This is a genomic window from Flavobacterium sp. Sd200 (genome assembly GCF_009826935.1).
Lineage (GTDB): Bacteria > Bacteroidota > Bacteroidia > Flavobacteriales > Flavobacteriaceae > Flavobacterium.
Map to the genome: position 1 here is coordinate 1,300,567 of NZ_WUMN01000001.1, position 17,352 is coordinate 1,317,918.

Here is a 17,352-nt window from a genome sequence, read left to right on the forward strand (position 1 = left end):
TCCATTATATTAATTTATAATCAATGTTAGACAAAATAATTCATTTCAGTATCAATAATAAGTTTATTATTGGGCTGTTCACTTTGGCATTAATACTAACAGGAGGCTATTCGCTTTCCCACCTCCCCATCGATGCGCTGCCAGATATTACAAACAATCAGGTACAGATCATTACCACTTCACCAACGCTTGCCACACAGGATGTAGAGCAATTCATAACCTACCCTATTGAGATGGCGGTAAAACCCATCCCGAAAGTTGTAGAGCTGCGTTCTGTAAGCCGTTTCGGACTTAGCGTTGTAACCGTAGTATTTGAAGAAGATGCCGATATATACTGGGCAAGGGCACAGATATCAGAACGTCTTAAAGAAGCGGAAAATGTTATTCCAAAAAATCTTGGTTCGCCCGAAATGGCCCCCATAAGCACCGGGCTTGGTGAAATTTACCAATATGTTGTATACCCTCAAAAAGGGTACGAAAAAAAATATGATGCCATGCAGCTCCGAACCATACAGGACTGGATCATCAGGCCGCAACTGGTAGGTACTCGCGGCGTAGCTGAAGTTAATACACTGGGTGGTGCATTAAAACAATATGAAATTGCAGTAAACCCGGACAGGCTCAAGAGTATGAATACCACTACAGCCGAGATATTTGCCGCACTTGAGACTAATAATGAAAATACCGGAGGCGCATATATCGATAAAAAGCCTTATGCTTATTTTATCAGGGGAATAGGTATGGTAAACAGCATTGAGGATATTAATAAAATTGTTATTAAAAACCAGAACGGTATCCCCGTATTGGTTCGTGATGTTGCCAAAGTACAGTTGGGCAGCAGCATCCGTTATGGTGCTACAACCAAAGACGGCAAAGGCGAAGAAGTTACCGGAATGGTAATGATGCTTAAAGGCGAAAATAGCGGGCAGGTTGTAGGCCGTGTAAAAGAAAAAATAGAACAAATCAAAAAATCACTGCCTGAGGGTGTATCCATAGAACCCTTTCTCGATCGTACAAAATTAGTGGATCATGCCATAGGTACGGTTAAAAAAAACCTGATAGAGGGTGCGCTTATTGTAGTATTCATACTGGTGCTGCTTTTAGGCAATTGGCGTGCGGGTCTTGTCGTGGCTTCGGTAATACCCTTGGCGTTACTGTTTGCTATCTGTATGATGAATTTATTCAATGTCAGCGGTAATCTCATGAGCCTTGGGGCTATTGACTTCGGTATTATTGTAGACGGGGCTGTAATTATTGTTGAGGCAATCATTCATCGGCTTGAGACCATGAAAAAGGGTAAACTTACTAAGGATAACATGAATGAGGAAGTCTATGAGGCATCTTCAAAAATAAGAAGCAGCGCAGCTTTTGGCGAGATCATCATCCTTATCGTGTACCTGCCCATATTAGCACTTACCGGTACCGAAGGCAAAATGTTTGGCCCTATGGCACAAACCGTTTCGTTTGCCATTTTAGGTGCTTTTATATTATCGCTTACCTACGTACCGATGATGAGTTCGCTGGTGCTGAGTAAATCTACCGGACATACGCCTAATTTCAGCGATAAAATTATTGCTACGGTATATCGTGTATACAGGCCGTTGTTAGACGGTGCACTAAAAGTAAAAGGCATTATTATAGGCGTTTCAGTAACATTATTTGCCGTGGCACTTATTCTGTTCAATTCACTTGGCGGGGAGTTTATCCCTACGCTTGATGAAGGTGATATCGCCACGCATCTTATCATTTCGTCAGGAAGTTCACTTTCGCAGGAAATAGAGGCCACCACCAAGGCAGAGCAGATACTGCGCAGCAGGTTTCCTGAGATTAAGATGATCGTAACTAAAATTGGCAGTGCCGAGATACCTACCGACCCAATGCCCATGGAAGCGGGTGATATGATCATTATTATGAAAAACAGAAATGAGTGGACTTCAGCCAAAACCAAGGAAGAGCTAATGGCTAAAATGGAAAAAGCACTGGAAGAAATACCGGGTGCTACTACCGAGTTTTCACAACCGGTTCAAATGCGCATGAATGAACTAATGACAGGGATACGCAGCGATGTAGCCATTAAGATATTTGGTGAGGATATTGACAGGCTTGTAAGTGCCGGAGATGAGATAATGGAGCAAATACAGGACATTAAAGGCATTACCGATGCACGCCCCGAACGTGTTGCCGGTTTACCGCAAATTACCGTGAAATACGATAAAGACAAGCTTGCCCTGTACGGCCTTAATGTGGGAGATCTTAACCGTGTGGTGCGTATGGGTTTTGCCGGTGAAGCCGCGGGGACGGTATATGAAGGCGAGAAACGTTTTGACCTCGTGGTACGTCTTGTACAAGATAAAAGACAGGATATCAATAATCTTAAATCGCTGTATGTTACCCTGCCTTCAGGCAACCAAATACCTTTGGAGCAAGTAGCCGATATAAAATTTGAAGACGGGCCTATGCAGATTAGCCGAGAAGATGGGCACCGCCGCATTGTGGTAGGCTTTAACGTACGCGAGCGCGATGTACAAAGCGTGGTAAAAGACATACAGGCAAAACTGGATAAAAACCTCAAGCTCCCTGCGGGATATTATGTTACATATGGCGGCCAGTTTGAAAACCTGCAACAGGCCAACAGCCGGCTTATGGTAGCAGTACCTGTAGCGCTGGGGTTAATTTTTATACTGTTGTACTTTACATTTAAATCTATAAAACAATCGGTACTGATTTTTACCGCGATACCGCTTTCGGCTATTGGTGGGGTTTTTGCCCTCTGGATGCGCGGCATGCCGTTTAGCATCTCGGCGGGTGTTGGGTTTATTGCGCTCTTTGGTGTGGCGGTACTGAACGGTATCGTACTGATTGCTTACTTCAATGAACTGAAAACAGAAGGTATAACCGATATTTATGAACGCATAAGGGAAGGAACAAAAGTAAGGTTAAGGCCGGTATTGCTGACTGCCTCTGTGGCGTCACTGGGCTTTTTGCCTATGGCATTAAGTGGTGGCGCAGGTGCCGAGGTACAAAAGCCCCTTGCCACTGTGGTTATAGGCGGGCTGGTAACGGCTACACTTTTAACCCTTGTGGTGTTACCCATATTATATTACTTTTTTGAGAAGGGCTTTAAAGGAAATAACGATACTACAAAAGGTTTAAAACTGGCGGTAATATTACTTTTACTGCTGCCATTTGCAGGTTTCTCACAACAACAGCCCCTTCCCCTTACATTGCATGAAGCCATCGCAACCGGGCTTAGAAACAACGGGGCTGTACAGGCTTCCGGCCTTGAAGTTTCGCGACAGCAACAATTGCGCAGTACAGCATTTGACTCCCCAAAAACGGAAATCAACGGTACGTTTGGGCAAATAAACAGCCATGCACAGGACAAGAACTTCAGTGTATCGCAAACCTTCAGCCCGTTTCGGTATGGTGCACGCAGAAGCCTGCTCAATGAAAATGTAAAGGTAGGTGAACTACGCCTTGGGCAAACAAAACAGGATATCATCTTCGAGATCAGGCAAAGCTGGAATGCCATGCTTTATTATACACAGCTCAATAAAGTTTTGGGCGAGCAAAACAGCCTGATGCTAAAGTTTGTACGTGCGGCAGAGCTAAAATTTCAAACCGGGGAAACCGGATCGCTGGAAAACGTAACAGCTAAAGTTAAACAGTTGGAACTACAGCAGCAAATAAAACAGAACGAGGCACTCATCATTGTTGAGAAATCAAAACTGAAAACCCTTTTAAAACTCGACGGAGATTTTATTGCAGCCGAAACGGAGTTCAGTCCAAATACATTTATAAGCGAACAGGACAGTACACAAGTATCACAAAATGCTACGCTTCAATTGGCGCAACAACAAGTCAATGTGGCTGTAGCTGAAAAGAAAACCGAACGTTCATTATTACTGCCGGATATATCAGCAGGCTATTTTATACAATCGCTTACAGGCAGCCAGGAATGGAATGGTGTAAGTACCTATTACAACAATGCACTGCGCTTCCAGGGATTTTCAATCGGTATCAACATTCCACTATTTTGGAATGCGTCGGCTGCGAGGGTAAAAGCTGCCAATACCAATATCCAACTGCAAAAGGCCAACGCCGATTATCTCAAGGCACAGCTTAATAGCAGCTATGAACAACAGCTAAAACAGTTGGAAACCTATGCGGCCATGCTGCAATATTATACCGATACGGCATTGCCTAATGCCAATACCATTTCGGGTAATGCAACAAAAGCCTACCAAAACGGAGATATTAGCTACGTAGAATATGTACAGGGACTGGAAACCTCGCTTGCCATTCGTATCAATTATATCAATGCTATCAATAATTACAATCAGGCTGCCATTAACCTGCAATACCTGCTTAATCAATAATATACAGCAATGAAAAACATACAATTTAAAACCTTATTTTATATCATCTTTGGCCTTGCAACAGTAATTTTGGTGGAGTATTATATACTGAGTAATACGCAAAAGGAAGAAGTTCATGATCATGGTGCAGAACACAAAACAGGCGGTGAGAAAAATGAGCATAGCACTATTAGTAAAGAAGTAGAACTGAATGAAGCGCAATTTAAGGCTTCGGCTATTGAGCTGGGAACATTTTCCAAAAAGAACCTTAGCGAAGTGATCAATGCAAACGGCTATACCGAACTGCCTCCTCAAAATCAGGCAGACGTATCGGTTCATTTAACCGGGGTTGTGTCAAAAATAAATGTCATAGAGGGGCAACGTGTTACTAAAGGCCAGGTGCTTGCAGTAGTAGAAAGCCCGGAATTTGCTAAACTTCAGGAAGCTTATGCTACATCCAACAGCAACCTCGAATTTCTGAAACAGGAATACGAAAGACAAAAGACACTAAGTGAGGAAAACGTAAATTCTAAAAAGGTTTTCCAACGCACCAAGGCCGATTATGAAGCTGAAAAAGCCCGTTTTGCATCGTTAGGCAAGCAATTGTCATTACTGAATTTGAACAGTAGTTCGGCTACGGCTTCAATGCCTGTTATTGCACCGATCTCAGGCTATATAACCAATGTTAATATTAAAATTGGCAGCAATGCCGAAGTTGGCAAACCACTTTTAAGCATAGTGGATAATTCTAAGCTGCATGTCGATCTTTTGGTCTATGAGAAAGATCTGGGTAAGGTAAAACCGGGACAAACCATACGCTTTGTGCTTACCAATCAGGATAACAAGGAAATTAAAGGAAAGGTATTCAATATCAGTCAGTCATTCGAAAACGAAACTAAGTCGGTTGCCGTACATGCTGATATAGAGAATCCCGGTTCCAGTCTTATATCCGGCATGTATGTTAATGCACTGATAGATGTGGGTGCCAACGCTGTGCAGGCATTACCTAATGAAGCTGTTGTAAAAGCTGACGGCAGAGAATATATTTTTATTTTGGATGAAGGGCATGATAAACACAAAGATGCCCATGATGAGACCGAAGGACACTCTCAAAACGACACTGATAGCCATGAAAATGAAGGCACTATATATAATTTTAAGCGCATAGAAGTAAAAACGGGCACATCGCAATTGGGATACACACAAATAACAGTTGTAGAACCTTTGCAAAAAAATGCAAAAATTGTGCTTAAAGGGGCATATTATATACAGAGCCACTTAATTAAAAATGCCGGCGGCGGCGGGCACGCGCATTGATCTTTAAATTAAATTTTATATCCCTGAAATCATTTTTGATTTTAGGGATTTTTGATTATCTACGCATAAGCGTTAAGATATATTTTTGTAAAACATACTTTTATAACGGTGCCATTATCATTAAAAATTTCAAAAGAACCGCCCAGGTCTCCTGAAAGGCCTTTGATTAATTTCATTCCCAGAGAATTAACCTTCATAATATCGAAATTTTCCGGTAAACCTTTACCGTTATCTCTTATTATAAGTTCATAAAACTCATCATCAGCCTTTTTAAGAGATATGTCTATTACGGGCATATCTTTTTTATTAAAAGCATACTTAATACAATTAGTAATAGCCTCATTGAGTATGAGCCCTACCGAAACCGCCTGAGAAACTTCAAATTCGGCATCATCCACATCGATCTCAAAATGTATGGAGCCGTTATCAAAGCTGTCTTTTAAAAAAATTACCAGCTCTCTTATATAACCATCCATAGCAACTGCCGAGAGTGTATCGGCCTGATATAATTTTTGATGAATAAGCGCCATGGAGTGAACACGCCTCTGACTGCTTTCTATAGCAACCCTAGCCGATTCTTCTTTAAGATAAACGCTCTGACTGTTTAAAAGGCTCATTACAATTTGCAAATTGTTTTTTACCCTGTGATGAATTTCTTTTAGCAGCCACTCTTTCTCGGTTACCAGCCTACTAAGCTTTTTATTTTTGTGTGTAATCTGTAACTGTTTTACACGAAGTTTCTTAGTTAATATAAGTTTATTTCGGTATGCAATAAAAATAACTGAGGCTATAAGTATTATAAAAATTATTCCGGCTATGGCATAATTTCTTTCTAAGCCTGCCTGTATTATTTTTTGCTTTTGAAGCTTGGTTTCATTAGCAAGTAGTTTAATATCATTATCTTTTTTCTCACTTTCATATTTAACCGCCATGGCTGCAAACTGTCCGCTTTTTGTGGCGTTATACATATCATCTTTAACCTTAATAAATGCCTGATAATTTTTTAGTGCACCAACAGGATTTCCCTCTATAGAATCTAACTTAAACTGCCAGTGATAAATAAAAATAAGTTCATTGAGTGTTATTTCTTCGGGCACCTTTTTATATTTCTCTACATAATTACGTGCTTCTGTATACATTTTATTGGCATAACAGGCATCTATATATTCCTTATACACATAACGATAGTTTTCAATATGGCCTTCCATACTGTTCATTTCATTTAATATCTCTTTCGCGTTTTTTAGTGCACGTTTATTCTCTTTTTTTCCAAGATAAATCGATGTATACATAGAACGGTTTATAAGGTTAAGATTGGCATCCGGCACCTTATATTCTGCCAGTTCATCAAGTTTCTGCAATGCTTTGTCATATTGTTTAAGCTGTTGAAGAGCAGCTGCTGAATTGCTCAGTAAATAATAAATATTGATGGTATCTCTATTCTTTATCGCATAAGGCATTCCCTTTTCAAAATAATACAAAGCGGTTTGAGGCTCTTTTATATTAAAATATTTTAGCCCCATACTTGTATAGACAGTAGGCAAAAGCAGGGTGTCTTTAAATTGTTCGGCAAGTTTTACAGCTGCCAGTCCATATTGCAGTCCTTCATGATCTCTATGAAGGTGTGTGTACTGGTCTCCCAACTCATCATAAACTTTTTGTAATTGCTTATATCCTGCTTTTTTATAAAAGTAGATAGACTTTTTAAGTGCCTCTATGGCATCTTTAGAACGACTCATATACCTATGCTCTGCACCAAGCATATGATAGGTTTCTCCAACCCTAACCCATTTTTTTGCCCTCTTAAATGCATCAATGCCTTTATTTATATTGCTTGCTTTTTTATCATAATCTGTTTCGTTGTCATAATAGTAAAATGCTAATGTTAGGTATAGATCGCCAAAAATCTCATTAGGTTTTTGGGTCTTTAAAATAGACAATCCTTTATCAAAATAGTCCATTGCCAAATTCTTCCTATCTGCCTTACAATATGCTTCTATATAATGTATATAACACCGGGCAAGATCGATATCATTTTTTGTCGAAGCAGAAATGGATTCAGCCATCTGAATATTATTTAACGCCTTAACAATATCAGATTTCGAAAATCCTGGTTTCTGCATAAATTCTTCAGCTTTTTTCAAAAGCTCAGTAACATTGTCTGATCCTGCTGAACTAATACCTTCCTTAAAAGATATTTCTCCGGCATTGAGCCATCCGCTCCCAACAATTATATATAGCAACAGATATTTTAAAAAGAGTTTCATAAGGGAAGTGTTTGCAATCATAAAAGTAAAAAAATACCGCAACCTATTAACATAAAACAAATTACGGCTGCTGTTTTATAATTTATCTTACAGAAACACCTCAAAGCAAAATCATTTTGAGAATAATCAAAAAGATATTAAATTATGTTAAGATTTTTTCAATGCAAATGAATTGCTTCTTTATGAAAACATCATCTATAAATCCTTATCGAAAAAATCGACATCATTTTGAGATTCTTACAACCTATACATATATCTGCACATATATACTACACACTTTTTAATTATTACACTCTAAAATGATATTTGTCTACACCAATGTCAACACAAAAGATACTGTAAATACAGTGTGCAATAGTAAATTTACGTATACCAATTAAATTGTATTAATATGAAATTTATTACCAAACACATCTTTGGTTTACTGGCTGCAGCATTACCAATGGCAGTCCATTCACAACCTCCTGCCCTAACAGCTCAAAATGGCTATGAGGTTTCTAAAACCACAGGGGCTGTTTCTTCATTAATGAAATGGAAGGTCTTTAAACCCAATTACAGCAATTCTCCAGTCATCAACCCGCAGCAAAAAATGCTGGATCAAATGGGCATTAAACACAATGCTCAACATACTACCCTCTCTAATGATTATGAATTTTACGGAGGAGAAGCCTATAAAGGCAACAATGTGCCCTATGCTTCTATTACAGATGGTGAGGGCAACACCTACATTACGGGTGGCAGCACTAACGAAAGCCAGCCTTCGGGAGATTTTTTTACCATGAAAGTAGACGCCAATGGGCAAATATTGTGGCAAAAACGCGAACAGGCAACCATATATGCAGTTGAGTATGGCATGCAAATAGCTTTTGATAATTCGGGCAATATCATAGTTTCAGGACTTAAATGGAACGGTAACGATATGGATATCCGTGTTATCAAATATTCACCAGGCGGCGTCATGATCTGGGACAACACATTTGATAATGGAAATGAAGGTATTGAAATTCCTAATGCTATGGTAACAGGTGCAGATGGCAGCGTTTACATTACGGGTATTGCATGGTCGGGCAACTCAGTAGACTATCTTACGCTTAAATACAACAGCAATGGCGTAGAGCAGTGGCATCATACTGAAAATCCGACAGGAGGCGAAACCTGGAGCGAGGCTATGGCCGTTGCCGTAGATGCTACCGATAATGTAATTGTTACCGGATACAGTCCTAACGCAGACGGTTGGCTCAACTACCACACCGTAAAATATAACCCGGAGGGTACAAAATTATGGGAACAGGCTTATAATTATGAAAGTAATGATCCGGATAACATTACCGATGTAACCAACTCTGTGCCTCGCGCCATTATTACAGATGCCGATGGCAACATTTATGTTACCGGAACTTTTGACACTTTCCTTAACCGTATAGGTACCATTAAATACAATTCTGAAGGTGTGCAGCAATGGGTGGAAACCTACAAAAGCGGAACAGAAATAACCTTAGGTTGGAAAATTGCCCTTAGAAATAATACATTGTATGTGGCAGGAAGCCATCTTGGCGGTTTTGCCGATGACGGTACGGTATTGATATCTTATAATACAGATGGTACACAAAACTGGGTCGAAGAAACAACAAATCTTATTGAAACGACTAATGCTACACTATCTTTTGATAATGATGATAACATTATAGTATCGGCAAACGGTATGACTCCGGGTGCAGAAGAATGGCAGCAGGATGTTGCCGCACGTGCCTATAAATATTCGCCGGAGGGTAACCTTTCAGGTCAGGCCGCCTTTGTAATATCTACTGCCGATGGTACTGCAAGCATGGGCAATATGGCCGGAGCAGGTATAGATAATACAGGTAATGTTTACTTCTCAGTCAACTCTTTTTATAGTGCAAACGGAGCTGTTTTTGAAACAGTTAAATCAGCATTTGGCAATGTCGCTCCCGCAACTCAATGGAGTGCTATATACAGCAATCTTGGCTCACCCAGTGCTTCAATGCTAAATTCGTTTGCCGATGGTAACGGCAACACGTTTTCTACCGGATCATACTATCAGTTTAGCAATGGAATGCTTACTTCTAATTACTTTATTGTAAAACATAACGCTGACGGTAACATTGCATGGAATGTAGTGTATAATGCTGCAAATGGTAATGCTGCTGAGGGTATTATAGGCCGTACTGATGCCGATGGTAATGCTTATGTATGCCTTTTACCCGGCTTTGAAGAGTATCCGCCACAATTAAAAGTTATAAAACTTTCTCCTGAAGGCACCCAGCTTTGGTCGGTCGAAACACAACTTTATAACCCGTCAGTATATGTTGTGGAACCACAAGCAGACGGTTCTGTATATCTTGGTGGAACTGCCTATGAGACTGAAGATAGTCAAAGTGCTTCTTTCCTTGGCATTAAGCTTAATTCAGATGGCTCTGAAGCATGGAAAACATATATGCCGGGCATAAGCGGCAATAACATCTATCAGATAAGTGCAGGAAAAGTTGACAGCAATGGCCGCTTAATACTAACCGGTGCTCACGGCAGTGGCAACTTCATGGCAAGGGAGGTTAATCTAACAGCGGTACAATTTAATGCAGATGGTTCGCCCGGATGGATTACGCCCGTAATTGTTGAAGGGGAATCTTCTTCGGGTACCGACCTTTATATAGCAACTGACAACAGCATTTATATAAACGGTTATACACAAAACATCAACACTTATTATGAAGACATTATAACCGCAAAAATAAGTGCATCAGGCGAGGCACTGTGGAGCAATACCTTTGGTCAGGACAATAAAAATGAACGCTCATATACGGTTAAGCCTTTTAGCAACGGAGATATTGCCGTTGTAGGTTATAGCCTTGCTGATGACGGTGAAATACACAACGCGCTTGTAAAATACAGCGCAGATGGAAACCTGCTTTGGGACTTTGCTTCAGAAAGCATGCGTTATTATAATGATTTCCATATTGACGGATCTGATGTGTGCTACATTATGGATCAGGTAATTATTGACCCATTCCCGCACAAAATTTTCAATAGCCCCTTCCCTATTGCATCCCTTGTAACGGTTGATGCAAATGGTGCAGACAGTAGTGAGGAATTTTTTGTAGGCCCTGAATATGCAGAGTTTTATGGAAAAAGATTGGTTCCGCACACAGACGACAGGCTATTGCTGGCAGGCAGTGCAGGAAACCAGGCTTTTTATGAAGGTACTTATTTTTTTGAAACCGAGCATGACGGCACACTTGGAATTCCTGTTATACTAAACCCTGGAACAGCAACAAATGTATTGGGACAAAACTATCCTAACCCAGTAAGCGAAAATACCACAATACCTTTTACGTTAATTAACGGCGGTAAAGCAGTACTAAAACTGTATAATACACAAGGCAGGTTTATAAGGGAAATTGCTAATGAGAATTATGCTCCCGGTACAAACACCATAACATTTGAATCTAAAGGCCTGGCACCCGGCATATATTTTTACCAAATAGAATCTAACGGTTTGAAACAGGCCCGCAAAATGGTAATAAAATAATCTCTTCAATCAGGCAAACAAAGGCTCCGTTCATAAAAGCGGAGCCTTTTTGTATTTTTATGACTTATAAAATTTAAATTTGGACATGCTGAATAAAAACAAAGTAAGAGAGCTGATCATACTGTGTTTTTTATTGTTGGTTGTATCCTGCAATAAAAGCAGTAATGATACGGCTATGCAAAAAAATCCGCCTGTACGGGACGACTCGGCTACCCTAACCAACCTGGGCAATGAACAGTGGCGCATGGGTAACTATCAGGAAGCCCTGAACTATTTTACCCGAGCCTATGAAAAGGTAAAAGCATCTGGTGATGAAAAAGAGACCGCAACACTCCTCAATAATCTGGGGCTTGTACACTGGCGTTTGGAGAACAATACTGCCGCAATGGAGTGCTATACAGAAGCCGCTGCAATTGCTGAAAAAATCGGTATGAAAAGGCTTTTAGGCCTGACCCATACAAACCGTGCACTGATACTTAAAGAACAGCGCGACTTTAAAGCAGCATTTGCACAAAATAACGAAGCTATTGATATTTTCAGGGAACTTGGAGAACCGCGCGACCTCGCTATTGCTTACAATAACCAAGGGCAGATATACCGATTTTCGGGTGCATTTGACCCGGCTTTAAAATATTACCTGCTGTCTTTGGAAGAGTGCAAAAAAATAAACTATACCGAAGGAATGGCAACGGCCTACCAAAATCTGAGTACTGTATATGCCAAACAAGGCAACAAAGAGAAAGCTTTATTAGCCGGACACAAATGCCTGAAACTAAGTTATAAGGTAAAAAGCAAAGTTCGCATAAGCGAGGGCCTGCGGGAACTTTCCCGTAATTATGATCTTTTTAATGTACAGGATTCTGCATTATATTACTTTAAAAAGCATTATGATGTAGAAAAAGAAGTTATGGAGGCCAACCAAAGCAATCTGCTCTCACAATACCAGGCTAACCTGGGCATTGAGGTCAAGAACCTGCGTATAAAAAATCTACAGAATGAAAAAGAAATCGCCAACAACCGCTTATTGCTAACCGCAGTAAGCGTTATAATTGTACTGCTTATTTCTGCATTCTTTATTTACAGATACCTTTCCATCATCAGGTTCAGGAAAAAACAATTGGAAATGCAACTTCAAAACTCGTTGCAACTCATACAGGTAAAAGAAGAAGAACTTAAAACTTATATTATAGACCTTACCCATAAAAACAACATAATAAACAAATTGCAGGAGCCCGTTAAAGATCCTGCCAAGACGGATTATGATGTAAACGAACTGCTTGAACAAAAAATATTTACCGATGACGGCTGGGACAAGTTCAAAGGTCGTTTTAAGGCTATTTATCCGGATTTTTTCAGAAGGATCAAGCACAGCGGAATTGCCGTTACCGAGGCAGAAGTACGCATTTTGGTGCTTATGAGGCTACAGTTAAATGGTAATGATATGGGAAGCATATTGGGTATTTCACCGCAAAGCGTAAGAGCCTGCAAAATGAGGCTAAAGAAAAAACTTCAGCCCAATGGTTACGAAAGCGTAGAGCAATACCTGCAACATATTATATCGTAACGCTATTTTAAATTCGGAATGTGTTTGTTTAGAAACAGAGCCTTAACCAGTGTTATAATATCTTAATAGATTCTACTTTTTCCTTTTCAGACGGTAGCACCCCAAAATGTTCTTTAAATACTTTTGTAAAATATCCGGGCGAGTCAAATCCTGTTGAATAGGCTACACCTGTAATATTATCCGAACCCTCCCTAAGTAGTGCGAGTGCCTTTTGCAAACGGATATTTTTAATAAACTTGAGTGTACTTTGCCCGCTTAATGCTTTAAGCTTACGGTTTAGCTGTGAACCGCTCATACCGGAAAGAAATGCAAGCTGTTCTACTCCAAAAGAAGTATCAGAGAGGTTATGCTCTACAATCGCCAGCAATTGGTTTAAAAACGCCGTATCTTTTTGGTTCAGTGTTGCTACTTCAGGTTTTTTAAGTATATCTGTGCTGAATTTTTCCCTGAGTATATTGCGCAGGCGTATAAGGTTCTGAACCCGAGCACGCAGCTCTTTAACAGAAAAAGGCTTTACCAGATAATCATCTGCACCGGCTTCCAGGCCAGTCACTCTGCTGTCTCCCGATGATTTTGCAGTAAGCATAACAACAGGTATATGGCAGGTAAGAATATCATCTTTTATTTTTCCGCAAAACTCAAACCCATCCATTTCCGGCATCATTATATCTGTTATAATAAGATCGGGTATAAGTTTAGCCGCAAGCAAAAGGCCTTCACATCCGTTTTCAGCCTGAACAGTACGGTAACCAATGCCAAGGCTTTCACAAATAAACAACCTCAGCGAAGGATTATCTTCAACGACCAATATCAATGGCAAATCATTATCAGGATCGTTACTGCCAGAGATTTCAATAATGCTATTATATTCTTCGGAAGTCGTTGTGATTTTCGCTGCCTCTCTGGATGTAGTAAAGCTTTCAATATCATATCTAAGGCGAATAGAGGCAGTAAAAGTTGTACCCACCCCTACTGTACTTTGTGCCGATATCTTACCATTATGCAGGGTGGTAAGCTCTTTTACAAGTGCAAGCCCTACACCCGAACCTTCAAAACTGCGCTTTGAAGAGGTTTCTACCTGATAAAAACGATCAAATATTTTTGGAAGGTGGTCTTTGTCGATACCAGGTCCTGAATCTGTTACCGATATAATAACCTCATCTTCATCAATATCTGCCTGCACATTTATATTGCCTCCTATGGGAGTAAATTTACATGCATTAGACAGCAGGTTAGATACAATTGTAATTACCGCTTCCTGTGAATAAGCATAATTACTTAACGGCAGCAGTGCTTTAGCATTTTCAGATACATACGTTGTAAGTGTTATGTTTTTTTGGGAAGCTATAGCCTCAAACATATTACTCAGGTGCAGTATTTCTTCATAAAGGTCGCCATGCTTGTACACCAGTTCATAAGCACCACTTTCAAGCTTAGAAAGATCGAGTAACTGGTTAATGAGTTCTAATAGCCTGACACTGCTTTTTTCTATCTCATCAAGCCTGCGATAGTTGTTTTCCAAACCTGAGCCGCGCATCATTTCTACCTGTCCTTTAATAAGCGTTAATGGCGTACGAAACTCATGGGTTATGTTAGTCAGGAAACGGTTTTTTAAAGCGTCCAGTTCGGCAAGGTTTTCTGCTTCGCGCTGCTGTTGTTTCAGGCGTTCTTTTTCCTTTTGTCTCAACATCTGTCTTTTCCATGCAAAATATATAATACCGGCAATGATCAATAGATAAACAAGCTTCGCCCAAACTGTTTGCCACCATGGCGGCAATATATGTATGGCAACACTTGCAATATTATTGCCCCATTCGCCATAGGCATCAGTAGTTTTTGCCTGGAAAGTATAAGTTCCGGGGGCGAGACCTGTAAGAGTAATATTTCTTTGAGTTCCGGTACTGATCCAATTATCATTAAGCTCCAATATACGATAGGCATATCGGTTTTTATCCTGATTAGAATAATCCAGTGCAGCCAGCGATATGCTTATACTGTTTTGATCGTAGGGTAACTCTATGGTATTATTCTTGGGCAATATTGAACTATTATTTCCTGCTAAAGAAGTAATAGAAACTATATTTGCAGGCGGACTGTAATGCGGGGCAAATATTTCTTCCGGATAAAAACGATTAAAACCGTTTATACCGCCAAAAAACATTTCTCCATCCGGGCTTTGGTAATAAGCTCCTGTATTAAATTCATTACTCTGCAGACCATTGTCTACATCATAATTACGAAAACTACCTTTTAAGGTATTAAATACAGAAATACCTTTGTTAGTACTCATCCAAAGGTTTCCAGCCTTGTCAGCTAATATTCCGTAAACTGTGTTGTTAGATAATCCGTCTTTTTCAGTATAATTTACAAATGCGTTCTTTGCTTTATCATATTTATTGAGGCCACCACCGGCAGTACCTATCCATAGTATGTTGGTATCGGCAGGATCGTTAAGCAAACATTTTATTTCGTTTGCATTTAAGCTCTTTGAATTTTGCTCGCTATGTGCCAACTGTTTAGTGTATGTTTTTTTTAGCGGATCAAAATGCAGCAGTCCTTTGGGAGTGCCTATCCATAAAGTGCCGTCCGGGTCTTCACATATTGTGGTGTAGGAATGTCTTTTGTAGGTTTCGGTATTACTCTTTGATGCAAATGGATAAACAAACTCATCAATCGTTTTAGTTTGCGGATCAAATAAAATAAGGCTCCGGTTAGTAGAACACCATATTTTTTTACGCACTGCATCGGCAAGCACAAAACCAGGATAAGTTATGTTTGGGTTTAAGTATTTGAGTTGTCCTGATCTTGGGTTATAGCCAGCAAAACCTTTATAGCCAGTCATCCATACAGTACCTTGCCAATCCTGGCAAAAATTGTAGCATATTAAAAGGTTTTCTGCCGTTTGCCACTCCCCTTTGCGTTTACTTTTTGGTGTAGCTGTTGATGTAAGGAATTTTATATAAGAACTTGCCCATAAATGTTTTGTGGTTTTATCTACTTCGACAAAGCCGAGCGAATGTATGCTCCTTAACGATGGTAGTTCTTCAAGCACAGGAGATGCCGGAAGGGCATTGTTAAACAACGACAATGCAGGTGAATATACAGATATGCCATCGCCGTTGCTGCCAAACCATACCGACCCTCCTCTCTCTACAAAAACCGAGTAAACTTTTCCTTTTACAAGCCCGGCATAGTCTTTACTTTCATATATTTTAAACCTGTCGGTTTTAAGGTCTATTATGCCAATACCGTTAGACAGTCCTACCCACAACTCTTTTTTATTACCGGTAGTTTTTAGGGTAAGCGAATGGGTGCGGTTTTCCCAGGAGTCTTTATTTTCCCAAAGCTTATATAAATTAAACGTATTCTTTTTTTCGTCAAAACGTATCGGTCCATATTCGGTAACGATCCAGATGTCACCATTTTTATCGGCCTCAAAAGCCATCGCCTGAATATTTACAGGATTAAGGCTCTCATCGCGCAGTGTTGCCCTTTTTTGCCCTGCGGCAAAGGTGGTAACATATACCGGATATTTTGGCTGGGCAATTTGGGGTATTTTATTGGTAAGATTGGCCTGCCATATACCGGTAGCCGTAGCAATCCATAGTCGGTTTCGGCTATCTTGTATAAGAGCATCAGGCACAGGCAAAATTCCATTTTTAGAAGGTATGCTATTTATAACTATTTCAGGTTTTATTGCTGTATTTAAGTTAGCAGTGGCGTTAAAGCAAACTATCTTACCATCGGCAAAGCCCACCCAAAGCCGATTATCTTTACTGGTTATGCAACTTATTTTTCCGCTAAAGTTGTTGCTATCAAAACGTATCCTTATAAAACCATCGGTAGTTTCATTATATAAATTAAGCCCATTGTTCACAGTACCTGCCCACAGTTTGCCATTAGCATCGGTATGCAGGCACGAAATGTGGTTTTCGCTAATGGTATTCTTATCTGCAGGAACATTTTTATATACTTTAAAAATGTAACCGTCATATCGATTAAGGCCATCTTTAGTACCTGTCCATATGAAGCCATTTTTGTCCTGTACAATATCTGATATAAAGCTTTGCGATAACCCGTCGTTTATAGACAGCTTTCTAAACTTCAGATTGCTTTCCTGAGCCACGGCAATAGCACTGACCAAAAAGAGCAGTAGTTTAATGGCACTGAAAAAACACATCCGAAGATAAAAATGATCGACGTACAAGTTGCTTTTATTTATTATTTGATTAGTGCAAATAACGTTCAAAAAAAATTACCATAAAATTTTTGATACAATATTTTAAAAAATGTAAAAAA

6 protein-coding genes are annotated in these 17,352 nt (G+C 39.8%); 4 read left to right on the forward strand and 2 right to left on the reverse strand.

The genetic code is table 11. The features are described from left to right. Nucleotides 1-23: 23 nt before the first annotated feature. Together GR160_RS05845 and GR160_RS05850 are read left to right on the forward strand one after the other, a co-directional pair. Complete coding sequence (locus GR160_RS05845) at nt 24-4,379, forward strand: CusA/CzcA family heavy metal efflux RND transporter (RefSeq protein ID WP_160748884.1); 4,356 nt, start codon at nt 24-26, stop codon at nt 4,377-4,379. A gap of 9 nt (nt 4,380-4,388) precedes the next feature. Beyond that, nucleotides 4,389-5,675, forward strand: coding sequence for an efflux RND transporter periplasmic adaptor subunit (locus tag GR160_RS05850; protein ID WP_160748885.1), 1,287 nt, complete (start codon nt 4,389-4,391; stop codon nt 5,673-5,675). Nucleotides 5,676-5,734: 59 nt separating this feature from the next. On the opposite strand, the gene GR160_RS05855 is transcribed toward GR160_RS05850, so the two are convergent. Next, nucleotides 5,735-7,942 carry a histidine kinase dimerization/phosphoacceptor domain -containing protein gene (locus GR160_RS05855; RefSeq protein WP_160748886.1) on the reverse strand — a complete coding sequence of 736 codons (2,208 nt, stop codon included), beginning with the start codon at nt 7,940-7,942 and terminating at the stop codon, nt 5,735-5,737. 391 nt (nt 7,943-8,333) lie between these two features. Here GR160_RS05855 and GR160_RS05860 point away from each other — a divergent pair, with 391 nt between their 5' ends. After that, entirely contained in the window at nt 8,334-11,489 is a 3,156-nt protein-coding gene (locus GR160_RS05860; protein WP_160748887.1) for a T9SS type A sorting domain-containing protein, read from the forward strand. Nucleotides 11,490-11,574: 85 nt separating this feature from the next. Next, entirely contained in the window at nt 11,575-13,053 is a 1,479-nt protein-coding gene (locus GR160_RS05865; protein ID WP_160748888.1) for a tetratricopeptide repeat protein, read from the forward strand. 52 nt (nt 13,054-13,105) lie between these two features. Here GR160_RS05865 and GR160_RS05870 read toward each other — a convergent pair whose 3' ends face one another. Then, a complete protein-coding gene (locus GR160_RS05870; RefSeq protein ID WP_160748889.1) occupies nt 13,106-17,233 on the reverse strand; it encodes an ATP-binding protein in 4,128 nt (1,375 codons plus the stop codon). Nucleotides 17,234-17,352 lie beyond the last annotated feature (119 nt).